Source organism: Litoribaculum gwangyangense, from assembly GCF_039543505.1.
Taxonomy (GTDB): domain Bacteria; phylum Bacteroidota; class Bacteroidia; order Flavobacteriales; family Flavobacteriaceae; genus Litoribaculum; species Litoribaculum gwangyangense.
Window position 1 is genome coordinate 629738 of record NZ_BAABJW010000001.1, and the last position, 25035, is coordinate 654772.

Consider the following 25035-nt stretch of genomic DNA (forward strand, 5'->3'; position numbering starts at 1 on the left):
AGCTGCGCTATTGAAGCTTAATTGATGATTCTTAAACAGGTTTTTGAAGAACCTTTCACTAAGTAGGGTTTTTATGTAAAAGTCTAGTAAGTTTGATGGATAAATCGGTTAAAATAATCTTCGAATTTCCATTTCGTTCTATGTGGTAAATAGCGTTTTGAAGCTCGTCGCTTATTTCTAAAATATTGTTTCCATGAACAAAAGGCGCAAATTTTTCCAGCTTAAAAGTCTCTGCTTTGGGTTCAAAAAACACCAAATCATTAGCTTTATAATTTAACAGCAATGCTTGACGAAAAAAGTCTAGACAGAAGTTTAAAAATTGTTTTTGTGTTTCGCGACCAGTTTTAGATATATCTTCGCTCCATGAAATTAAATCATGAATAGCGGCCTTGTTACCCTTAGCTTTGAAAGCACTTCTTATCCAGAAAACAAACCAAGTTTCAAATTGAATCTCTTCAGAATCTTGATAAACCAAATCACAAGCTTTATTATAATTCCCATTAGATTGGTGCGCAATTTTTGTAGCTACCGAAAGCTCTAAATTATAATGTTTTATTAAAGCCTCCTTTATAACATCTTCAGCTAGCGGTGGAAAATGTAATACTTGACATCGTGATCGAATGGTATTGATAATGAGTTCTTCCTCTTCAGCAATTAAAATAAATACAGTTTTGTTTGGTGGCTCTTCAATGAGCTTTAAAAGTTTGTTGGCACAGGCGGTATTCATTTTTTCTGCCATCCAAATCAGCATCACTTTATAACCACCTTCATATGACTTTAAGGAGAGTGATTTCACGATTTCATAAGCCTCCTCAACCCCAATTTGTCCTTGCTTATTATCAACCCCAAGTAGTTTATACCAATCAAAAAGATTCCCATAAGGCTGTTGTTCCAACAATTGTCGCCATTCCTCCAAATAAAAACTGGAAACGGGTTTGCTTTTAACTTTATCGCTAGTGGTTACAGGAAAAGCAAAATGTAAATCAGGATGTGAAAAGTTTTTGAATTTTAGGTTACAAGCGTCATTGCCATTATTGTTTTCACCACCAGAATTGGAACATAAAATATATTGTGCATATGCCAAAGCCATGGGTAAAGTTCCAGAACCTTCATTACCTACAAATAATTGGGCATGCGGTATTCTACCATTATCAACACTTTTAGTTAAATGGTTCTTAATGTGATTTTGACCTAATATATCTTCAAAAAGCATAGGGCAAACCTACATAATTTTTTTGGTTTTGTTAAAGGCATGAATCATCTTCAATAGAAATTTGTAGGTTACCTTTGTCCCATTGCATAAAATTAAAAATATTAAAGGAAATATAGTTTTTTTATAATTCTTTAATGACTAAATCGTTTTCGCTTAAAAACACGTTTTAAATAGCTTTTTAATTAGTTACATTTGTGTTAATAAAAGAAAAACAACAACAATGAAGACTCTAAATGATTTTAATTTCGAAAATAAAAAAGCACTAATTCGTGTAGATTTTAATGTGCCTTTAAATGAAAAGTTTGAAGTAACAGATTCAACTAGAATTGTATCTGCAAAACCAACCATCATAAAAATTTTAGAAGATGGAGGAAGCTGTATTTTAATGTCCCATTTAGGTCGACCAAAAGGTGTGCAAGATGAGTTTTCGTTGAGACACATTGTGGGCCCTGTTGAGGATATTTTAGGTGTTGAAGTTATTTTTGTGGATGAATGCGTTGGAGAGAAAGCAGAAATGGCTGCTGCAAACTTGCAACCCGGACAAATTTTATTATTAGAAAACCTGCGTTTTCATAAAGAAGAAGAAGCTGGAGATGAAGGGTTTGCAAAACAACTTTCAAGATTAGGGGATATTTATGTAAACGATGCATTTGGCACGGCACACAGAGCGCATGCATCAACAACTATTGTAGCTCACTTTTTTGAAGGTAAAAAATGCTTTGGATATTTATTGGCTCAAGAGATTGAGAGTATTGATAAGGTCATGAAAACAGGCGAAAAGCCAGTTTTAGCTATTCTAGGGGGTGCAAAAGTATCATCGAAAATCACCATTATTGAAAACATTTTAGATAAGGTAGACCATTTAATCATAGGTGGTGGCATGGCATTTACGTTTGTAAAAGCCCAAGGCGGAAAAATAGGAAATTCTATTTGCGAAGATGATAAAATGCCGTTGGCTTTGGATATTTTAAAACAAGCTAAAGAAAAAGGTGTTCAAGTTCATATTCCTGTGGATACGATTGCGGCTGATGCGTTTAGTAATGATGCCAATAAGCAAGTGGTCGATATTAACAATATTCCTGACGGTTGGGAAGGGGTTGATGCTGGCCCAAAATCAATAAAATTATTTCACGATATAGTAATGCAATCTAAAACCATCCTTTGGAATGGTCCTTTGGGCGTTTTTGAAATGGAAAGTTTTGCTAACGGTACCATTGAGTTAGGAAATTCTATTGCTGAAGCCACAAGAAATGGGGCATTTTCATTAGTTGGTGGCGGCGACTCTGTAGCTGCAGTAAAACAATTTGGTTTTGAAGACAAAGTAAGTTATGTAAGTACTGGTGGAGGCGCTATGCTTGAGAGTTTAGAAGGGAAAACGTTACCTGGTATTGCGGCTATTTTAGAATAAAGTAAATTAAGTTTTCAAATTAGCCGAAAAAATACGATTTTAGCCATAACATCGTTCAATAACAAATGAATAGATTTTATGGCTTTTCGATTTCTTATTATAATATCATTTTTAAGTTTTGGGATTAGTTTTTCCCAAAGTCAAGATTCTATAATTGACGGAAAACCTTTAGTAAAGAAGATCATTGAAGTCAAAACAGACAGTTCTTCCATAAAGAATTTAAATGATCATGAACTATCTTCCCAATTTGATGACAAATGGTTTGAAGAACTATATAGCAACACCCTTTTTGACACGATTTATAAAAGTGTAACAGAGTTAAATTTTGAAGATGTTGATTACCCAGAATTATCTACAGACACCCTTAAAGCGAGATTAAAGCAACTTGACGCCAAAACGCCTTTTAATGTAGCATATAACCCATCTTTGGAAAATGTTATTAAATCGTACTTAAAGAATAGAAGAAATTCCCTTCAAAACCTCATGACATTAAGTGCATTTTATTTTCCTATGTTTGAACGTGAGTTAGACAATCAAAATATTCCTCTGGAAATAAAGTATTTAGCCATAGTAGAGTCAGCGTTAAAACCTAGGGCCAAATCTAGAGTAGGCGCTACAGGGTTGTGGCAGTTTATGTTTGCCACAGGCAAAATGTACGGGCTAGATGTAAGCAGTTATGTTGATGAGCGAAGCGATCCTATAAAATCTACTGTTGCAGCATCAAAATATTTAGCAAAACTGTATGAGATTTTTGGAGATTGGGATTTGGCCTTGGCAGCATATAATTCCGGCCCCGGTAATGTAACAAAAGCCATTCGTCGTTCAGGGGGTTACCAGAATTATTGGAATATTAGGCATAATTTGCCTAGGGAAACCGCAGGATATTTACCGGCATTTTTAGCCACTATGTATATTTTTGAGTATGCAGAAGAACACGGATTTAAAAAAATAAAACCAGAAATAGCACATTTTGAAACGGATACGATTAGAGTAAAACAAATGATTACACTCGATCAAGTTTCAGAAATAACAGGAACATCCATTGAGGAGCTACAATTTTTAAATCCTTCATATAAATTAGATATCATTCCACATATTAAAGGTGAAAATTATGCCTTGAGACTGCCAAAAATTGCTATTGGGACTTTTGTAAATAACGAGGAAAAAATTTATGCTTACGCTAAAGAAGAGTTCGATAAACGAGAAAAACCGCTTCCACAATTTTTTAATGCTAATGATAAAATTACCTACCGAGTAAAATCAGGAGATTATTTGGGTAAAATATCTAGAATTTATGGTGTCCGCGTAAGCGATATAAAAAGATGGAACGGATTGCGAAGTAATGATTTAAAAATAGGGCAACGATTAACTATTTACCCCAAAAACCCACAAGTTGCTTTCACACCACAATCTAAAACAGTTAAAACCAACCAACCAAAGCCCATCACGGGCGATGTAATTACGTATGTAGTAGAAAATGGAGATTCGCTTTGGAGCATTTCTCAAAAATTTCCTGGAGTTTCTGTTCAAAATATTAAAGATTGGAACGGTATTAGTGGTAGTAAATTAAAACCGGGAATGAAACTTAAAATATCTAAAGGATAAATTCCAGAAAACCAAAAACAAATCATGAAACATATTATTCTTTCATTTTTATCATTAATGCTCTTAATGTCTTGCGGAGACAAAAAAAAATCAAGTGAAGAACGCTACATAGCAGATGCTTCTGGTGCTATTAATAATGTATCGGTTGTATTGGAAAACGATTTGTGGGACGGCAGTATTGGAGATGCTATTAGGGCTATATTAACTAAACCAATATATGGGCTACCTCAAGACGAACCCACTTTCACTATTAGCCAAATACCGCCATCAGTTTTTTCAGGCTTTGTTACTAAAAATAGAACGGTTTTAAAATTAGAAACGAACAAGGATGCAGATATCAAAATTTTAGAAGATGTGTATGCAAAACCTCAAAAAGTGATTGTAATTTCCGGTAGGACTAAAGCTGATATTATAAATATTATAAATGAAAACGAATCAAAAATAGTTGAAACCTTTAGAAACCAAGAACTTTCGGAAAGACTCCGTCAAATGTCTAAATCACCTCACCCATTTACATCTATTAAAGAAAAATTGGGTTTAACTATTCAGTTTGACGCTAGTTATAGAATTGCAAAAGAGACAGATGATTTTTTCTGGATTAGAAAAGACATTACAACAGGAACTAATAATTTATTGATTTATGAATTACCCAGTAATGCCATTTTAAGAAGTGATACGTTAGTAAATCAAATCATTAAAATTAGAGATTCCATTGGGAAGCAATATATTGAAGGGCCTGTTGAGGGTTCTTATTTGGTAACTGAAAACGCCTATACACCATTTCATAACGAAACTATTATTGACAATAAACCGGCTTTGGAAACAAAAGGTATTTGGGATGTTAAAAATGCGTTTATGGGCGGGCCATTTGTTAATTATGCTATCGAAGATAAGACCAACAAACGTTGGGTTGTTATTGAAGGCTTTGCATTTGCGCCTTCTGTGGAAAAGAGAAATTATATGTTAGAGCTAGAAGCCATTATCAAATCGGTTAAAATAGAATAAAATCAAAATGATAAAACAAAAAAGGCTAACAATTTGTTAGCCTTTTTTGTTTTGATAAACTAAGTTTATTCTTTTTTATCATCTTTTTTATCGTCCTCTTTACTGGCATCCTTAAATTCTTTAATACCACTACCAAGTCCGCGCATCAATTCAGGAATTTTTTTACCCCCAAAAAGCAACAATACAACCACAACAATTAATGCTATTTGCCAAGGCCCGATTGCTAAGGGTAACATATATAAGCTCATAATATTAGTTTTATGAAACAAAGTTAATAATTAAAGTTAAATAAAATCGTTTTATGCATAACTTTAGCATAAACAGAATTATAAAACAAGGCTCCAATTAAAAGAATAGATTGTAATAAATTCTATTTATTTTTGTTTCACAATGAAAGACAAAAAAAAGAAACCTAAAAAAATAAAAAGGAAGTTACTCGATAAGTACCGTTTGTTAATACTAAATGAGAATACTTTTGAAGAACGGTTATCATTTAAGCTAACCAGATTAAATGTTTTTGTACTATGCTCACTTATTGCGGTTTTTTTAATATCATTAACGTACTTGTTAATCGCATTTACACCACTTAGAGAATATATTCCGGGGTATTCATCAACAGCCCTAAAAAAACAAGCAACAGAATTGAATTATAAAACAGATTCTTTGCAACAAGTTATCTCTATGAATGAGTTGTACTATGCTTCCATTAAAAAAGTTCTGAAAGGGGATGTAAGTGCTTCAGATTTTAACAAAGACTCCATTATTGAAGCAGTAAAATTAGAGGCTAGTGAAGTGAATTTAAATCCCAATGCCGAAGATTCTTTGCTTCGTGAAAAGGTTGATAAAGAAGATAAATACAATCTTTTTGAATCAGCAACATCCGCAACTAATTTCGTGTTATTCCCACCAGTTAATGGTACTATTACTGAAGATTATAATGCTCAAGAAAAACATTATGCCGTGGATATTGCTGTTGCTAAAGACACCCCGGTTAAAGCAACTGCCGATGGTATTGTTATTTTTTCTGAATGGACTGTAAGCACGGGTTATGTGATTATTATTGAACACAGTTATGGCTTAATTTCAATTTACAAACACAATGCATCTTTAACTAAAGAGCAAGGAGATTTGGTTAAAGCTGGCGAGGTTATAGCAACCGCTGGCAATACAGGAGAATTGACTACTGGACCCCATTTACATTTCGAGCTTTGGAACGATGGCTACCCAATTAACCCCACAAACTTTATAGATTTTAATAAATGATGTCGCTCAAATCTGCTTTAGCAAAACCTTTTGCAAAACATATCTATAAAAAAATTCAAAAGTGGTCACGCAACCCTGTTGAAATCCAAGAAAAAGTTTTTCAGGAACTCATTTCACAAGCAACAAGTACAGAATTTGGAAAAGACCACGATTTTGTGAGTATAAACAACTATAAAGATTTTATAAAGCGAGTTCCTATTCGAGATTATGAAGCTTTAAAAACTTATGTTGAAAAGGTTGTTGCCGGTGAAGAAAACATATTGTGGAAAGGCAAACCCATCTATTTTGCAAAAACATCAGGAACCACATCGGGTTCAAAATATATTCCAATCACAAAGGAAAGTATGCCCAGCCATGTTGAAGCTGCTAGAAACGCTATTTTAATGTATATTCATGAAACAGGCAACACTAGGTTCGTTGATGGGAAAATGATTTTCTTACAAGGAAGCCCTATTCTTAAGCAGCAAAATGGAATTCAATTAGGTAGGCTTTCAGGAATTGTGGCGCATTATGTGCCAAAATACCTTCAAAAAAATCGATTGCCCTCATGGGAAACCAATTGCATTGATGATTGGGAAACAAAAGTAGATGCTATTGTTGAAGAAACTTTGCCAGAAAACATGACCATTATTTCTGGCATTCCCTCATGGGTACAAATGTATTTTGAAAAAATTCAACAGAAAACAGGTAAAAAAGTAGGTGAGGTATTTAAAAATTTTAACCTTTTTATTTTTGGAGGCGTTAATTATGAACCCTATCGCGCAAAATTTGAGAATTTAATAGGAAGAAAAGTAGATAGTATTGAATTATATCCGGCCAGTGAAGGTTTTTTTGCTTTTCAAGACAAGCAAAACGAAAAAGGAATGCTACTTCAATTAAACTCTGGTATTTTTTATGAGTTTATTAGAGCAGAAGATTTTTTTGATGAAAACCCCAAGCGAATGACCATTAAAGATGTTGAAATTGGTGTCAATTATGTGATGATAATTTCAACCAATGCAGGTTTGTGGGCCTACAATATAGGAGACACCGTACAGTTTACTTCAACGAAACCCTATAGAGTTATAGTTTCGGGCAGAATTAAACATTTTATTTCGGCCTTTGGAGAACATGTTATTGGTAAGGAAGTAGAGCAAGCGATGCAAGAAGCCACAAAAGACACAAATATTAGGGTTACAGAATTTACAGTGGCTCCTCAAATTAATCCAAAAGAAGGTTTACCTTTTCACGAATGGTTTATTGAATTCGAAAACGAACCTGAAAACCTTTCCACTTTAGCAAAAAAGATAGACGAATCCCTTCAAAAACAAAACTCATATTATTTTGATTTAATTCAAGGAAAAGTGTTGCAGCCTCTTAAAATAACCAAAGTAAAAAAAGGCGGTTTTCAAGAATATATGAAGTCTATCGGTAAATTAGGAGGACAAAATAAATTACCAAGGCTATCAAACGACAGGAAAATTGTTGAGGGTTTTCCAGAGCCAAATTAAGTTAAATAGTACTATCTTTGTACCCGACCAAATTAAACGATGAGTAGTAAAAAGCATCATGCCAGAACGAGAGCTCAGGAAAGTTCCAATGCCATTGAGCGTATGTATATTACTATGCGGCATTTGTTTAATAGAGGTTTTTATAAACCAATGGGTGTCTCGGGCGAAACACTTAGGCAATCTTTACTCCTTTTAAGACCCGAAATTTATGGGTCCATTGGAGAGGAAAAAGCTGAGTTAGAAGGCTTGCTTTACGTTATAGACAGACTTCCAGTTGGTATTGAAGAATGTACCTTCATTAATCTAACCAGTGACGAGGGGTATTCAAACTCCCATTTCAAACCTATCATTCCTGAAAAAAGAAGACGAAATTGCTACAGAATTGACGATGAGCAAATGAACATTGAAATCACTCGTGGTCGTTCAGAGATCTATGATATTTTAACGCATCTAACCTTTCTTTTTATAGAATCGCATAAAATAAGTAATCGTGTGGTTATAAACGAACAAGGGCATACCACACGCGATTGGATAAAACTTGAGAAAGCGGTTTTGTCAAAAAAGAAATTAACTCAAGAGGAGCGCGAAGTTGCCATCACCCACACCGCAAACATATTGGGTAGAACTTTTAATGAGTTAAGTAGTGTTTACGATGAGTTTGCTACGGCATCACAACCAGAAAGGTTACTTCATATCGTTTATTGGTTAGGAAAACTGGCTATAGAAGAACAAATTAATAACAACAAAAGAACCATTACTTTTAGCCCAGTTTTAAGAGAGCGCATAGGACATCATATTCACGGAGAAATCTGGGCAGATACTGTAAAAGAAGTGCTTTATAAGCACGATTTAATGGAAAGACCTTTACATATTATTAGTGCTAATATGCATAGTGTAATGAATACCTTGTTTTCATTGAATGCATTAAAAAAAGAAGCCACCAAGAAAAGTGTTTTTGAGGTCTATGAATCTTTGAGCAAAAAAGAAAACCAAACACTGCGCAATAAAGTAACTAAAGAAGCGTTGCAAAATGGAATGATTTATATCGATGACACCTCTGGAGCTAATATTGATGTTCAAATTTTTGATACTTCCAAATTGAATATCTCTGATGTTGATATAAGGATTTCTGAATCCATTTTAAAAGAAAAAAAACCAGTTATAATTGTTATGGATTATGCTTTTGGGGAACAAGCTTATGAAACAATTGATGAGTTATTGAAACCCTACAAAGCCAAAGGAAAGAAAACACATTTAAACGTGGAATCTGTATCCATAATGGGAAAAGCCGGTATTTTAGAAGGTGGTAAAGGCGATATTATGATACCCTCTGCACACATTTTTGAAGGAACTGCAGATAATTACCCGTTTGAAAACGAACTAAAGAAAGAAGATCTAGAAGGACAAGGTGTCGCTGTTTATGAGGGTTCTATGATTACGGTTTTAGGAACCTCTCTTCAAAACAAAGATATTTTGAAGTTTTTTTATAACTCCACTTGGCAAGTAATAGGTTTAGAGATGGAAGGGGCGCACTATCAAAAAGCCATTCAAGCGGCCTCAAAGGTTAGAGGAAGCATAAGTCCCAATGTAAAAGTACGCTATGCCTATTATGCCAGTGATAACCCATTAGAAACAGGCGCAACATTAGCATCAGGAGGTTTGGGCACATCAGGAGTAAAACCAACTTATTTAATAACACGAACCATATTAGAACAAATACTTAATTAATAAACTTTTACAATGAGTAAAGATTTACAACAACCAAAACAATCAGAGGAAGTAGATTTAGGACAGTTATTTAAGTTAATTGGAAACGCTTTTGAAAGACTATTTAAATTTATTGGAAGTATTTTCTACAAGTTATTTTTAGCCTTTGTTTGGTTTGTTTTTTTTATAAAAAAACACATAATAAAATTTGTAGTAGCAGGGGTTTTGGGAATAGCATTAGGGGTTTTTTTAGAAAAAAACTCAGAGCCAACGTATAAATCTTATGTAACTATCAAACAAAATTACGAAACAGGAGAGAATTTGTACAACTCAATAAGTTATTATAATGATCTTGTGCAGCAAAAAGATTATGCTACTTTAAAAAATGTTTTGGGCTTTACGGGCAGTGAGGCATCATCCATTTTGAGTTTTAGTATCGAATCTGTAATAAGTGAAAACGAAAAACTACAGGCATTTGATAAATATATAAAAACACTTGATTCCGTAGCGGCATCAAAAATAGAGTATGAAACTTTTTTAAAGAACAATAAAGATTATACCCATACATATCAGCAAATTACCATTAAAGCTTTGGTAAGGAGTAATTTTAAATCTGTTTTCGATAATATTGTTGGAAACTTAGAGACTAATCCTTTCTTTGTGAGTGAACAGAAAAAAGATTTGTCAGAATTAATTAGTAAGGAGATTGCTTTAAAGGAGGCGCTTGCTCAGTCAGATTCATTAAAAAACACCTACAAAAAAGTTTTAGAAAAAGATTTAAAAAATAATGGCTCCGAAATTGGTATCACCTTTGAAGGGAACACAGAAAAGAACAAAACCAAAGAATTCGATTTATACCTGAACGACTTAGAGCTTAGACGAGAACTTGTTGAAATAGAAAGACAAAAAGCTGATAAAGAACGTATTGTAGAAATTATATCTAGTAAACAAGATAGTGGTACCGTAGACAATCGCATTGAGTTTTTAAGTTTAGAACTAAGCCCAAAAGTATTTTATGTAATTCTTATAATTCTCATAACAATGATTGTTTTAATGACAATTGATTTTTTAAAATTTCTAGAGCGCTTCAAAGATAAAATTTAAATCATGAATATTTTAATAACAGGAGGTGCAGGATTTATAGGTTCTCATGTAGTGAGGCTTTTTGTAAAGAATCACCCTAACCATCATATATTTAATTTAGATAATTTGACATATGCTGGAAATTTGGAGAATTTAAAAGATGTCGAAAATCATTCAAATTATACGTTTATTAAAGGTGATATCAACGAGGGAGAATTTTTAAATACACTATTCGAAAAATACCGTTTTGAAACGGTTATTCATCTTGCAGCGGAATCACATGTAGATAGATCAATCAAAGACCCCTTGGCATTTGTTAAAACAAACGTTTTCGGAACAGTAAATTTGCTCAATGCATCAAAAAAAATATGGGACAAGGATTTTGAAAATAAGCTCTTTTATCATATTAGTACTGATGAAGTTTACGGAACTCTTGGAGAAACAGGGCTATTTACAGAAACAACACCATATGACCCAAATTCCCCATATTCAGCATCTAAGGCTAGCTCAGATCATTTTGTTAGGGCTTATGGCGAAACGTATGGCCTACCCTTTATAATTTCTAATTGTTCAAACAATTATGGGCAAAATCAATTCCCTGAAAAATTAATACCCTTATTTATCAATAATATAATAAACATGAATCCACTCCCCGTTTATGGAGATGGAAATTATACCAGAGATTGGTTGTATGTGATAGATCACGCAATCGCAATTGAATTGTTATTTAGGAAAGGAAAAATTGGTGAAACTTATAACATTGGAGGCTTTAATGAGTGGAAAAACCTTGATTTAGTGATGCTTTTATGTAAGCAGATGGATGAAAAATTAAATCGACCAAAAGGAAGTTCTGAAAAACTTATAACATTTGTAAAAGATCGTCCAGGGCATGATTTGCGATACGCCATTGATGCTTCAAAAATAAATAAAGAATTGGGATGGAAACCTTCAGTAACTTTTGAAGAAGGGTTGTCAATGACCATAGATTGGTATTTAAGTAATGTAGAGTGGTTAAAAAATGTAACCTCTGGTGAATATCAAAATTACTATAAGAAACAATACAAATAACGCTAAATGAAAGGAATTATACTCGCTGGTGGCTCTGGAACAAGATTACATCCTTTAACATTATCTGTAAGTAAGCAATTAATGCCTATTTATGATAAACCTATGATATATTATCCGTTATCAACTTTAATGTATGCAGGTATAAGTGAGATCCTAATTATTTCAACACCAAAAGATTTACCTTTATTTAAAGATTTGTTAGGAGACGGTAAGAAATATGGATGTAAATTTGAATACGCCATACAAGAACACCCCAATGGTTTAGCCGAAGCTTTTCTTATAGGAGAAGATTTTATTGGAAATGATAAAGTTGCCTTAATCCTAGGAGATAATATTTTTTATGGAACAGGTTTGGCAGCACTTCTGCAAGCGAATAACAATCCAGATGGTGGTATTATTTATGCTTATCGAGTTCATGATCCTGAACGCTACGGTGTGGTAGAATTCAATAAGGAAGGAAAAGCTATTTCTATTGAAGAAAAACCAGAGAATCCAAAATCAAATTATGCGGTACCCGGAATCTATTTTTACGATAACTCTGTAGTAGAAATTGCTAAAAATATAAAACCTAGCCACCGAGGAGAGCTAGAAATTACCGACGTAAACAAGGAATATTTAAAACAAGAAAAACTCAATGTAAGTATTTTAGACAGAGGGACGGCTTGGTTAGATACAGGTACGTTTCAATCTTTAATGCAAGCTTCTCAATTTGTAGAAGTAATAGAAGAACGTCAAGGCCTTAAAATAGGAGCTATTGAAGCTGCTGCTTTTGAAATGGGTTATATTACCAGAGAACAGTTTAAAGTATTAGCAGAGCCTTTACTTAAAAGCGGTTATGGAAAAAATTTGTTAGGTTTATTGAATAAGAATTAATGAAAGTAATAGAAACAAATCTTAAAGGTTGTTATATTATCGAGCCTAAAATATTTGAGGATAAAAGAGGTTATTTTTTTGAAAGTTTTAATAATGATAAGTTTAACGAATTAATTTCATCTAATATAAAATTTATTCAAGATAATGAGTCTTTCTCTTCCAAAGGTGTTTTACGCGGATTACATTATCAACGAGGCGAATTTGCGCAGGCCAAATTAGTAAGGGTCGTTAAGGGGAGTGTTTTAGATGTAGCGGTAGATTTAAGAAAGAATTCTCCAACTTTTGGTGAACATTTTAAAATAGAGTTGAACGAATACAATAAAATGCAATTGTTTATTCCTAGAGGGTTTGCTCATGGCTTTTTAGTATTAAGTGAAACAGCAATCTTTTCATATAAATGTGACAACCTTTACAACAAAGAATCAGAAGGAGGAATTATTTTCAATGATCCAGAATTGAATATTAATTGGCAAATGCAAGATGAAGAACTAATAATTTCAGAAAAAGACATAGTACTTCCACCTCTTAAAAACGCTCAATTATGAAAACGGTTTTAGTAACAGGAGGAAAAGGCCAATTGGCACTATGTATGAAAGATGCAACTAATAGCCTTAAAGAATATAATTTTATTTATGTTGATTATGATGAACTTGACATTACTAAAAAACCAGAGGTAGACGCATTTTTCTTGGAAAACAGGATTGATTATTGTATTAATTGTGCAGCTTACACCGCCGTAGATAAGGCCGAAAAAGAAGAAGTTACTGCAAAATTGGTAAATGAAATTGGTGCTAAAAATTTAGCCGAAGCTTGTAAAAAAAGCCATGCAATTTTAGTTCATATATCAACAGATTTCGTTTTTGATGGTAAAAAAAACACGCCCTATTTGGAAACAGATGAAGCCAATCCAATTAGCGTTTACGGTTTAAGTAAATTAAAAGGGGAGATAGCTGTTTCTTCTGTATTAGAGCAATATTTTATCATCAGAACATCATGGTTATATTCCGAGCATGGAAACAATTTTTTGAAGACGATGCTAAAATTAGCAGAAGAGAAAGATGAACTTAATATAATTTACGATCAAATAGGTACCCCTACTTATGCTGGAGATTTAGCAGATGTTATTTTGAAGTTAATTTTTAGCGATATGACATCTTACGGAACTTATCATTTCAGCAATGAAGGAGTTGCAGGGTGGTATGACTTTAGCAAAAATATTTTTGACATATCTGGATTTAAGGTAACAGTGAATCCCATTAAAACGGAGGCATATAAAACAGATGCTGAAAGGCCAAAATATAGTGTTTTAGATAAAACAAAAATTAAAGAGATGCTAAAAATTGAAATTCCTTATTGGAGAGAAAGCTTAAAAACCGCCATAATTAAATTAGGGCATTTAAACAATTGATTTTTTAAAAATTATATTTCAAATACTCTAGAAAAAAAATAAATGGAAAAAATCGCAATTATCGGGTTAGGATATGTGGGTTTACCCCTAGCAGTAGAATTTGGTAAAAATAATTTTAATGTGATAGGCTTTGACATTAACGAAAAGCGAATAAGTGAGCTAAATAAGGGGTTAGACCATACTCTTGAGGTTTCAGAAGCCGAATTGAAACAGCTACAAAACTGTTATTTTACCTCGTCAGAATTAGAGTTAAAAAAAGCTAATATTTATATAGTAACGGTCCCTACACCAATAGATAAATATATGCAGCCCGATTTAAACCCAATTATTTCGGCGAGCAAATTAATTGCCAAGTATATTGATAAAGGTGATGTCGTTATATACGAATCTACGGTTTTTCCTGGATGCACAGAAGACGTATGTGTGCCTATTTTAGAAACCATAAGTGATTTAAAATTTAATAAAGATTTTTTTTGTGGCTACTCACCAGAAAGAATCAATCCAGGAGACAAACAGCGAAGAGTTCATAATATTGTAAAAGTGACATCTGGAAGTACACCAAAAATTGCTGAAAAAGTCGACAATTTATATAAAGCCATAGTGGTTGCAGGCACTCATAAAGCATCATCTATAAAAGTTGCCGAAGCTGCAAAAGTAATAGAAAACACACAAAGAGATTTGAATATAGCTTTTGTGAACGAGCTTTCCTTAATTTTTGATAAAATGGGAATTAATACCTTAGAGGTTTTGGAAGCAGCAGGCACAAAATGGAATTTTTTACCATTTAGGCCAGGACTTGTAGGAGGTCATTGTATAGGAGTAGACCCTTATTATTTAACATATAAGGCTCAAAGTTTGGGGTATAATCCAGAGGTTATTTTAGCAGGGAGGCGCATTAATGATAGTATGGGAAGTCAGGTTGTCAAAAAATATATAAAAAGATTGCTTTCAACAAAAAATGGTGGAAATAATTTTAAAACCTTAATACTAGGATTTACATTCAAAGAGAACTGTCCAGATATTAGAAACACTAGAGTAATAGATATTTATAATGAGCTAAAGGATTATGGGATAGAAGCAGACATATATGACCCCATAGCAAATACGGAAGAAATTGAGGAGGAATATGGAATAAAAGTAAAATCTGAAGACATTAATAACTACAGCGGTATTATAATAGCTGTTGGACACGAAGAGTTTTTAGGGTATGATTGGAAATCAATTGTAACCGGAAAGATAGTTTTTGATGTTAAAAACATTTTAGAAAAAGGATTAGCCACAGACAGTTTATAAGTTTTTTAAAACCGATGAAAAATTTAAAACTCTTAGTTATTGTATTCATTTGTTTTTTTATTTCATGTATGGGTAAGAGAAAAACTGAAGAAAAAATAGTTGAAGACAAACTTGCAAAACAACTTGTCCGGGAAATAACAAATAGGAATAATATAAATTTTGAACATGTTACCGTGATTTTGAGTTTTTTGGCAAAAAAAGATGATAGTTTTCAATTGTTTTACTCGGAAGATTATATGTTGTCATTTAATGAAAAAGATATGATTACTACGGGTTTTAAAGGGTCTAACAACTACCAAAGTATAGTTTTTAAATTGCCTAAAAATGTATTTCCAGACAGATACAGATTGGATGTTGGAAGTAATATAGAACAAAAATGGATAAAAATAGAGTCCTTACAATTTAGATATGGCAACAATGAAATTTTTATACCACAACAATTAATATCAAAATTATTAGTACCAAACACATTTATCGAATATAATGAATTTGAAAACGTGTATAATCTATTAACTTTAAACGTTGAGAAGAACGATATTTACGATCCTTATTTTACATGTTCCCCCGAATTGGTTAGATTACTGCTAGAATTATAAAAATCATGAATCAAAGAATAATTGAAAATAAAAAAGTATTAGTTACAGGTGGAGCGGGCTTCATAGGGTCAAATCTTATTGATGTGTTGATAAAACAAAATAACAAGATAGTCTGTTTAGATAATTTGTCAACAGGACATATAAAAAATATAGAAAAACATCTAGACAATCCTAATTTCAAATTTCTTGAGGGAGATATCAGAGACTTAGAAATTTGTTTAAAAGCTTGTGATGAGGTAGAAATAGTACTTCATCAAGCAGCTTTGGGTTCAGTGCCAAGATCTATTAATAACCCAATACTTACAAACGAGGTTAATATTTCTGGTTTTTTAAATATGCTTTGGGCTGTTAAAGAAAAAAAAGTAAAAAGGTTTGTTTATGCGGCTAGTTCTTCAACTTATGGTGATCATCCTGGATTGCCAAAAAAGGAAGAAACAATAGGAAACCCTTTATCTCCATATGCTGTAACCAAATATGTAAATGAGTTATATGCAAAAGTATTTTCAAACACTTATGGTATCGAAACTATAGGGTTGAGGTATTTCAATGTTTTTGGCCCAAAACAGGATCCTAATGGTGCCTATGCAGCTGTAATACCTAAGTTTATTAATTTACTTCTAAAAGGAGAATCTCCAACTATTAATGGCGATGGGCAGCACTCCAGGGATTTTACTTATATCGACAATGTTGTTCAAATAAACCAGTTAGCGGCATTAATTAATGACCCTAAAGCTATTAATGAGGTTTTCAATGTGGCCTGTGGAGAAAATACTAATTTAACTGAATTAGTGGATTCTATTAAGGAAGGACTAAAAAACAAAGGAATTAGCACTGAAAGTCTAAATATAAATTATGGACCAGAGAGAAAAGGAGATGTTAAGCATTCCCTAGCTTCCATTGACAAAGCGAATAAATTGTTGGGGTACAAACCATCAGTTAAGTTTAAAGAAGGTATTGGATTAACATTAAATCATTTTTTAAATAATGAAAAATGAACCTGTTATTTTTGGAAATAATTTAAAAACTAAAATTCTTTTTTTTTTAACGCTTTTAGTATTTGCCTTCCCCATACTTCCCAATGCCATTCAATCGATTTCAATTTTATCATTAATAGGACTATCAATTATTCAATCCTTTTGTAAAAAAACTTTTAATTTTCAAAGAAAACATGTCTTAGTTTATGGTATATCAACTTTTTGGGTAATTTTTTTATGTGTAACAATTTTTTATTCAGAGGATATGGAATACGGATTAAAAATGGCTCAAAGGTATATTAACATAATGGCCATTCCGTTAATTCTAATGTTTTTTGTTCCCAAATATTTATTTCAAAAAAGTCAATATTTTTATTTGTCATTTATTTTCTCAAATTTACTTTTTGTTTTTATAATATATTACAAAGCCATTTTAGTTTTAGAAACAACTTGCTATCCAGAGATATATTATAAGAATTTTTTTAACAAACTAAGTTTCATTTTAAAAAAACCAAATCACGTCATTTTTTCGTGTTTTGAAAATGAATCAAAACATTCCTTTTTTATTCACAGAGTATATAATTCAATGAATTTTTTATTTTCAATTCTTTTGTTAATTGAACTTTTTTTCATGAAAAAGTTAAATAAAAACATTGCTTTTTATCTTTTGTCAATTATATGTTTTATAGTTTTTGGATACTTAATATTCTACCAATTTTCTGTTGTAAATGTATTTTTATCTATTTTACTTATCCCTTTGTTCATTATCATTAGGGCCCCATCTTTAAAAGCAAAAAAAATCTTTACGACGTTTGTACTTGCTATTATTACGTTTTTAATTACAATTAATTTAAATTTCCCCACAAACAAAGTCGCTGTAAAATATGTAATCCCAGCAGTTAATCTTGTTAAGAAAGTGTTCACTGGAAACCATTATAAAAGTGTTGATGAACGTTATGAAATTAACATTGCAAATAAAGATTTAATAAAAGATGCCTTCTTGTTTGGGTATGGTATTGGAGATGTGCAAAACGAATTAAATAATTATTATTACCAGCACATCAGTGATTCAAAATCCTATTTGATTGCTTATGAAAAGAAGCTAAACACTCATAATAATTATGCTTTTTTTATACTTTGTGGAGGTGTGGTTTTATTGATACTATTTTTGATGAGCCTGGTGTTTTCAATATATAAAGGTGTATTGCATAAAGATTGGATATATATATTTTTTCTCATAATTATTTCAGTTAATCTTATGTTTGAAAATATGTTATCAAGAATTCATGGAGTTTTATTTTATGCTATTTTCAATGGCTTTTTCATCGCAAAAATGATTAATAAAAACAACCAAGATTGAGTTTAAAAACAAAATATAAGTTAGAATTTAATTTTATTATTTATTTAATAGGAAAAGTTATTAGTGCTGGGGTAATGATTGCTTCAATTCCTTTATTTATTCGATACTTTGGAGTTAAAGAATACGGAGATTTTATTTTGTTTTATACAACTTTTTTAATGCTCTATGCTGGCTCAACGGGTTGGGTAGTACAAGGTATTTTGAGGTTTTACACTCTAGAAAGTAACAAAGAAAAAATTAGAAATGAGATAAACCAAATGATTTTAAATTCTTTTGTTTTCTCTGTAATTATCCTATTAGCAGTTTTCACGTATTATGATGCAGATATTACATTACTTATAATCGCAGTTTGTAGTCTTTTTTTTAGCTTATTTTACACTAGTAAAATAACGATTGAACAAGCATTGTTAAAATCAAAAAACTATATCATTGCTGACATCATTCGAGTTCTAATTTTTTTAACAATTCCATTAAGTATAAAATTTATCTTGCCATCTGTTAGTGCAATAAATGCATTGTTTTTAGGTGTTTTGTTTAGTTATCTTTTAAGTGTTTTATGGCTTTCAAAATTTAAAATCACTTTCCCATCAATTAGATTTAGAGGAAAAACGAGATGGAGGAAAATTTTTTTGAAATATGGATTACCATTAAGTTTGTGGATGATGTTTTCTCCAACTACAAATGGCGTTGATAGATACATAATAGAGTACAGCTTAGGAACAATTATGTTGGCAAAATACACTGCTGTGTTTGATATTGTTTTTAAAGTTTTTTCTAGTATCGCTATTCCATTCAACAACATTGTCCAACCTATGTTAATTCAAAACTATAATGAAAAAAATTATACGGAATATAAAAAAACAGTCAATAAAGCGTTAGTCTATCTTACTTTGATTTTTTTACTCTTTATTTCAGGAGTAATTTTGCTACAAGACTTTATTATATGCAGGTATCTTGGCTTTTGTGAACAATCATTGTTACTCTCTAAATTAATTATTCCTTTGGCATTTAGTAGTTATATTTGGCAAATAGCAATATTATTGCAAAAAAACATGGAGGTTTCAAACAAGACTTTTGAAATAACTATTTACATGTTAATTGTGGTTGTGATTATTGTTTTACTAGGAATTATTTTTGTTCCCTCATATGGTTTATTAGCATCTGCTTATATTTCTTTGTTCACTGCAAGTGTTTATTTGTTGTTAGTAATTTATGGAACAAAAAAACATTTTAAATTATGATTTTCTATTTTCTATTTCTTGCACTTACAATAGTTTTAGCTTATGTCAATAATAGTGTTTCTAAAAAACTTTTTTATCCTGCAACTTACTTATCCTTTATTTGGATTTTATTTGTTACTATTCATTTATTTTTTTGGCTTTTTTCTGATAACAAACCATTCCCTTTGTCTTTTATTACCCTTGCATATTTTTTTATAGTCATAATGTTATTTTCTTTAGGCGGATTAATAGCTAAAGGACTTAACAAAAACAACGCAAAACCAGATGTAAAAATAGTTTTCTCGAATATTTTTTTAAACGTCATTCTATTGATTAATCTTTTGGCTTTGATTTTTTATTTTATCAAAATTAAGGAGATAACGGGAGATTACTTTAATCTTTTAATGTACAGATACTACACTTCAGTTAAAGGTGTAGATATTGGCTTTATTAAATACAGTTTAACAGTAGCTATCTTCTCGCTGTTGCTGATTTTAATCGATTTTTACAATAAACAAAGGAGAACTTATTTTATGAGTTTTAGACTTGTTTTAATATTTATATTGAGTTTTACAACAGCTTTTTTGTCTGCATCTAAAGGAGCATTTATGTTTTTATTAATAAGTACATTAGGAATTTACTCTGTTTACAGAAGAATTAACATAAAATTAGTTTTAAAGACAGTTGGAATCACACTTGCGGTCTTCATAATTATGGCAACATTACTAAAAAAATCTATGCCAAATGAACATACAAGTAAAATAGAATATGGTGTAATTGATAAAATAGAATATTTGTTGTATTCCTATTCCACATTACCTTTAAGTGCATTCGATAAGTTTTTAAATGAACCTTATAAAATCACTTATGGTGATATTGCTTTTAGGTTTCCAAAGGCAGTTCTTTATAAAACAGGTTTAACAAATACCCCCCCTAAAGATTTAGTTGAAAAATATGTAAAAGTGCCAGATTTAGTGAATGTTTATACTGCCTACTATAAGTTAATTAAGGATTTTGGAATTATATATTCTCTAACAGCTATGTTTTTTTTCGGATATTTACACACCTATTTTTTTATTAATTCAAAAAAATCTTTTGGAAGTTTAATAGGGTTCTCTATGTTGCTATTTCCTCTGACTATGACCTTTTTTGAGGAAAATTATATGTCCATTTTATCTACTTGGATTCAAGTTATATTGTTCGTTTATGCAACTAAATTTTTTATAAAACACAAATATGGTTAAGGACATCCTTGGGATAGTAATAGTCAATTATAATTCTGCAGAGCTTTTAAATCAATGTATAAATGCTGTTTTCAATAGTAACCTTCAAAATTTATCATTAAAAGTGGTTGTTGTTGATAATAACTCAAAAGACGGCTCTTTGGAGTTAGATAAAAAAAATAATGAACAATTAATACTCATAAAAAATTTAGAAAATTATGGTTTTGGCTATGCTTGTAACCAAGGGGTTGAAGCATTAAAAAATGTTCAGTATCTTTTGTTTTTAAATCCAGACACTCAAGTTGGAATGAACACATTTTTCGAAAGCATTATTTTTTTAAAAAACAACAGTGATGTTTCAATTTTAGGCACAATGCATAAGAATGAAATAGGAAAGATTCAAACCAGTTGCTCGTATAGCCCTAAACCTAAAAATATGATTTGGGATATATTAGGTCTATCAAAATTATTTCCAAATATTTTTAAACCCGCTACATTGATGACTAATTTCAATCATAAAGAATCTCGTTTTGTAGATCAGGTAATGGGTGCTTATATGTTAATGAAGAAAGAAATTTTTGATAAACTAGGGGGTTTTGATACCCAGTTTTTTGTTTATTATGAAGATGCAGACTTTGCGCTAAGAGCTAAAAAAATGGGGTTTTTAAGTTACTACAATTCTAACATTGAAATTATGCATAGTGGGAGAGGTACAACAAAAAAAATTTTCCACACAACACTGTTTTACAACTTAAGAAGTAGAATACAATTCACTTACAAACACTATGGAAGGTTTTATGGAGCTTTAATTTTAATTTTAACCTTAACTGTTGAACCTATAACAAGGGGTGTATTTAACTTAATTAAGAATCCTTCGGAGAACAAAAATACTTTTAAAGCGTTTGGTTTGCTATACAGAGAAATAATTAAATAATGAGACTACTTTTTTTTCCAAAATACACCGAAAAGGGAGCTAGTAGTAGGTATAGAACCTATCAATATCTTCATTATTTTAACGATTATGAAATTGAAGTATTTCCTTTTTTCGATAATAGATATACACCTTCACAGTCGTTCAAAAGTATAAAAGGTGTTTTTTATGTTGCATTTTGCTACTTCAGGAGATGTTTAAATATGCTTCGAATTAAAAGAAGTGATCTGGTATTTCTTGAATATGAATTTATGCCCTATTTGCCTTTTAACACGTTTTTTTTTAAACTATTTAATATAAATTATATTGTTGATTATGATGATGCCATTTTTCATAATTATGATTTACATCCAAACAGGTTTATTCGATTTCTATTAAAAGATAAAGTTTCAAAAGTCATAAAATTTTCTAAAACCGTAATTACGGGTAGCCCATATTTAACTGGATTTGCAAAGAAATATAACCAAAATGTTGTTGAGATTCCAACATCCATTAACTTAAATAAATATAATACAAATAACAACCCTATATCAAGCAAATTTATTATTGGATGGATTGGATCCAAGGCTACCTCTTATAATTTACTTTCCTTAATTTCAGTATTTGAAAGTCTTAAAGCAAAAGATTTAAATTTTGAAATAAGGTGTATTGGTTTTGATAGAGAACTAGAGAATCAATTTAAAAATTTACCCTTCTTTATAGTGGACTGGAATTCTGAAACTGAGGTAGAAGAAATTAGCAAATTTAGTGTTGGAATTATGCCTCTTGAAAACACTGCTTTTAATAAAGGAAAATGTGCGTTTAAACTTATTCAATACATGGCATGCGGTATACCAACAATCTCAACGCCTTTACCTGCCAATATAAAAGTTAATAGGAATAATTTCAATCTTTTTGCAAATAGTAAAGACGAATGGATTAATGCTTTTATTGAATTAAATAAAAATCCAAAAAGATTTAAAGAAATAGGTCATCTAAACAGAATAATTGTTGAAAATCATTACTCAATACAGTCTAATATAAACCTATATAAAAACATATTTAAGAGTACCTATTGTGTATTTTGATTAATCAACATTATTATATGTTCGAACGCCGTAATTTTACGAAGAAATTTGTTTCAAAACGAATTGTTAAAAACCAATGATTTGATTATTATTTACTCATTTTCAACCGTAGAATTCACTTGAACAAATAAATTTTAATTAAAATATAAAAAAGATTTAATAAAAATATTAATCCATATGTGTGGAATTTTAGGAACAATAAATATTAAGACAATTCAAAAATATAAATCATTTTTATATCATCGAGGACCGGATAAACAAGACTCTATTAGTATTGATAATATTAATCTTTACCATTATCGGTTGGCCATTCAAGATTTATCTGAAGCTGGAAATCAACCCATGCAATATAAAAATTACACTATTATTTATAATGGGGAAATTTATAACCACCTTGAGTTAAGGAAAAAATATAGTTTAGTTTGTAAATCCAGTTCGGATACAGAAACGATACTCCATCTATATGATAAATTAGGAGTTAATATGCTGAATGAGATAGATGGAATGTTTGCAATGTCCATTTATGACAATATAAATAAAAAGTTGTTTATTGCTAGAGATAGAGCTGGTAAAAAACCAGTATATATTTACCATAAAGAAAATACATTATTGTTTTCATCCGAATTAAATACAATACAAAAACTCGTTTATTTAGAAATTAACGAAGAAAAGATAAATGATTACTTTTTTTTAGGGAACCATTACAAAAACGATACAGTTTTTAAAAATGTCCAAGAACTTGAAAGTGGTAGTTATATAATAATTGACACACAAAATTTATCCATAGAAAAAACATTGTGGTGGTCCATAATTGATCAATATAAAAAGCCAAAGCTGAATGTAAATATCATTGAAGCCAAGGAGCAAGTAGAATTTTATTTAGATTTAGCTGTTCAAAGAAGAATAGATGCTTCAGATCTAGAAGTTGGGTGTTTTTTAAGCGGTGGGATTGATAGTGGTTTGGTTACTGCCATGGCATCTAAGAGATCAAAAAACTTAAAAACATTTACTGTTGCCTTTACTGGAGCTTATAATGAAGCGCCTTTGGCTAAATTAGTAGCTAAAAAATTTAATACAACGCATACGCAAATTCAAATTGATTTTAAAGACTTACAAACAGATTTAGAGCATATTATTAGTAACCATGGTGAGCCTTTTATGGATAGCTCGGCTATTCCAAGTTATTATGTATCTAAAGAAGCTAAAAAATATTCTACTGTAATTTTAAATGGTGATGGTGCAGATGAGTTATTTGGAGGTTATAGAAGGTATGTCCCTTTTTCTAAATTTGATTTTTTTGAAAAGAATGAATTGATAACTTATGGGTCAAAAAAACTTTCTCGTTTATTGCCTCAATCACATGATAAAAAAACACGTTACAATTATTTCAACCGATTAGTTAATTTAACTGCCCAAACTGGGATTGATATATATTTAGCTGCTACAACAGATGTTTTTATTGGTTACGAAAAATATTTTAAAAACAGTCCAAATTTAACAAACCTGAAAAAGGATTATGATTATATAAACAACACACTTGAAGGGGGTCTGAATAAAATTATGTGTTTAGATTTTGAAAATCTCCTTTTTGGAGATTTATTAGTTAAAATGGATATTGCCAATATGGCCAATTCTTTGGAGGGTAGAAGTCCTTTTTTATCAAAAGAGTTTCTTAATTATGCACCAATGCTTCCTACAGAGTTTAAGATTAAGAGATCTCAAACAAAATATATTTTAAGAGAAATTGCCGCCAAAATGTTGCCAGAGGAAATAAGTAAACAGCCCAAAAGAGGGTTCGAAATTCCTTTAAAAGATTGGGTAAATAGCACAATAAAAGACCTATTACATTCATATTTAGAAAGCCCTAATGCCTATTTTAAAAACTTCATAGATAAAAATTTTGTATATAACTTACTGAATAATAATTTAAATATACCCAGTGAAAAAAGGGCAAAGATGCTTTATTCGATATTGTGTTTAGAGATATGGTACTCAAATTTCAAAACTAACCAATCATTGATATGAATATATTTCTGATCTTTTTACTGGTAGTTTTCAATGCATTTAAGTTATTCAATTTGGCGTTTAAACAAAATGACCTGTTTTTAAGAATAATTTATTTATTTCTTTTTTTAATTCACTTTTTTGCATTTGGAATGCATTATTCAATGAATTATCAATCACAGAGTGATTCCTTTCTGTTTTACCAACACGCATTAAATGCCAATCAGGTAAGTGAGTTCAAATT

At 31.0% G+C, this 25035-nt stretch carries 22 protein-coding genes; 20 read left to right on the plus strand and 2 right to left on the minus strand.

Annotation, left to right across the window (positions count from 1 at the left end):
* Positions 1-58: 58 nt before the first annotated feature.
* On the minus strand, positions 59-1213 hold the full coding sequence (locus ABD963_RS02725; protein WP_345275400.1) for a DNA polymerase III subunit: 1155 nt from the start codon (positions 1211-1213) through the stop codon (positions 59-61).
* A gap of 220 nt (positions 1214-1433) precedes the next feature.
* Here ABD963_RS02725 and ABD963_RS02730 point away from each other — a divergent pair, with 220 nt between their 5' ends.
* The 3 genes from ABD963_RS02730 (at position 1434) to ABD963_RS02740 (ending at position 5231) form a co-directional block, all read left to right on the plus strand.
* Positions 1434-2621: a phosphoglycerate kinase gene (locus ABD963_RS02730; RefSeq protein ID WP_345275401.1), complete on the plus strand. Its 1188-nt coding sequence runs from the start codon at positions 1434-1436 to the stop codon at positions 2619-2621.
* Positions 2622-2699: 78 nt separating this feature from the next.
* Positions 2700-4226, plus strand: coding sequence for a LysM peptidoglycan-binding domain-containing protein (locus tag ABD963_RS02735; RefSeq protein ID WP_345275402.1), 1527 nt, complete (start codon positions 2700-2702; stop codon positions 4224-4226).
* Positions 4227-4250: 24 nt separating this feature from the next.
* Complete coding sequence (locus ABD963_RS02740) at positions 4251-5231, plus strand: DUF4837 family protein (protein WP_345275403.1); 981 nt, start codon at positions 4251-4253, stop codon at positions 5229-5231.
* Positions 5232-5296: 65 nt separating this feature from the next.
* Here ABD963_RS02740 and tatA read toward each other — a convergent pair whose 3' ends face one another.
* Positions 5297-5479: a twin-arginine translocase TatA/TatE family subunit gene (gene tatA / locus ABD963_RS02745; RefSeq protein ID WP_345275404.1), complete on the minus strand. Its 183-nt coding sequence runs from the start codon at positions 5477-5479 to the stop codon at positions 5297-5299.
* 142 nt (positions 5480-5621) lie between these two features.
* Between tatA and ABD963_RS02750 the strand changes: the two genes are divergently transcribed.
* From ABD963_RS02750 to asnB, 17 genes are all read left to right on the plus strand, one after another.
* Positions 5622-6494 carry a M23 family metallopeptidase gene (locus ABD963_RS02750; RefSeq protein ID WP_345275405.1) on the plus strand — a complete coding sequence of 291 codons (873 nt, stop codon included), beginning with the start codon at positions 5622-5624 and terminating at the stop codon, positions 6492-6494.
* Positions 6491-7984 carry a GH3 auxin-responsive promoter family protein gene (locus ABD963_RS02755; protein WP_345275406.1) on the plus strand — a complete coding sequence of 498 codons (1494 nt, stop codon included), beginning with the start codon at positions 6491-6493 and terminating at the stop codon, positions 7982-7984. The genes ABD963_RS02750 and ABD963_RS02755 overlap by 4 nt, the downstream gene beginning before the upstream one ends.
* A 39-nt stretch (positions 7985-8023) precedes the next feature.
* A complete protein-coding gene (locus tag ABD963_RS02760) occupies positions 8024-9712 on the plus strand; it encodes a DUF6909 family protein (protein ID WP_345275407.1) in 1689 nt (562 codons plus the stop codon).
* Positions 9713-9724: 12 nt separating this feature from the next.
* Complete coding sequence (locus ABD963_RS02765) at positions 9725-10795, plus strand: hypothetical protein (RefSeq protein ID WP_345275408.1); 1071 nt, start codon at positions 9725-9727, stop codon at positions 10793-10795.
* Between the two features lie 3 nt (positions 10796-10798).
* A complete protein-coding gene (rfbB, locus tag ABD963_RS02770) occupies positions 10799-11842 on the plus strand; it encodes a dTDP-glucose 4,6-dehydratase (protein ID WP_345275409.1) in 1044 nt (347 codons plus the stop codon).
* Between the two features lie 6 nt (positions 11843-11848).
* Positions 11849-12715: a glucose-1-phosphate thymidylyltransferase RfbA gene (rfbA, locus tag ABD963_RS02775; RefSeq protein ID WP_345275410.1), complete on the plus strand. Its 867-nt coding sequence runs from the start codon at positions 11849-11851 to the stop codon at positions 12713-12715.
* Positions 12715-13260, plus strand: a complete 546-nt coding sequence (gene rfbC, locus ABD963_RS02780; RefSeq protein WP_345275411.1) for a dTDP-4-dehydrorhamnose 3,5-epimerase — start codon at positions 12715-12717, stop codon at positions 13258-13260. Before rfbA ends, rfbC begins: the two co-directional genes overlap by 1 nt.
* Positions 13257-14123 carry a dTDP-4-dehydrorhamnose reductase gene (rfbD, locus tag ABD963_RS02785; protein ID WP_345275412.1) on the plus strand — a complete coding sequence of 289 codons (867 nt, stop codon included), beginning with the start codon at positions 13257-13259 and terminating at the stop codon, positions 14121-14123. Before rfbC ends, rfbD begins: the two co-directional genes overlap by 4 nt.
* A 42-nt stretch (positions 14124-14165) precedes the next feature.
* A complete protein-coding gene (locus ABD963_RS02790) occupies positions 14166-15416 on the plus strand; it encodes a nucleotide sugar dehydrogenase (protein ID WP_345275413.1) in 1251 nt (416 codons plus the stop codon).
* 68 nt (positions 15417-15484) lie between these two features.
* Positions 15485-16012: a hypothetical protein gene (locus ABD963_RS02795; RefSeq protein WP_345275414.1), complete on the plus strand. Its 528-nt coding sequence runs from the start codon at positions 15485-15487 to the stop codon at positions 16010-16012.
* 5 nt (positions 16013-16017) lie between these two features.
* Complete coding sequence (locus tag ABD963_RS02800; RefSeq protein ID WP_345275415.1) at positions 16018-17007, plus strand: SDR family oxidoreductase; 990 nt, start codon at positions 16018-16020, stop codon at positions 17005-17007.
* Positions 17008-17617: 610 nt separating this feature from the next.
* Complete coding sequence (locus tag ABD963_RS02805; protein WP_345275416.1) at positions 17618-18346, plus strand: O-antigen ligase family protein; 729 nt, start codon at positions 17618-17620, stop codon at positions 18344-18346.
* Complete coding sequence (locus ABD963_RS02810; protein WP_345275417.1) at positions 18343-19587, plus strand: lipopolysaccharide biosynthesis protein; 1245 nt, start codon at positions 18343-18345, stop codon at positions 19585-19587. The genes ABD963_RS02805 and ABD963_RS02810 overlap by 4 nt, the downstream gene beginning before the upstream one ends.
* On the plus strand, positions 19584-20810 hold the full coding sequence (locus tag ABD963_RS02815) for an O-antigen polymerase (protein WP_345275418.1): 1227 nt from the start codon (positions 19584-19586) through the stop codon (positions 20808-20810). The genes ABD963_RS02810 and ABD963_RS02815 overlap by 4 nt, the downstream gene beginning before the upstream one ends.
* A complete protein-coding gene (locus ABD963_RS02820) occupies positions 20803-21723 on the plus strand; it encodes a glycosyltransferase family 2 protein (RefSeq protein ID WP_345275419.1) in 921 nt (306 codons plus the stop codon). The genes ABD963_RS02815 and ABD963_RS02820 overlap by 8 nt, the downstream gene beginning before the upstream one ends.
* Positions 21723-22787, plus strand: coding sequence for a glycosyltransferase (locus ABD963_RS02825; RefSeq protein WP_345275420.1), 1065 nt, complete (start codon positions 21723-21725; stop codon positions 22785-22787). Before ABD963_RS02820 ends, ABD963_RS02825 begins: the two co-directional genes overlap by 1 nt.
* 177 nt (positions 22788-22964) lie before the next feature.
* On the plus strand, positions 22965-24812 hold the full coding sequence (gene asnB, locus ABD963_RS02830; RefSeq protein WP_345275421.1) for an asparagine synthase (glutamine-hydrolyzing): 1848 nt from the start codon (positions 22965-22967) through the stop codon (positions 24810-24812).
* The last annotated feature ends 223 nt before the right edge of the window (positions 24813-25035 follow it).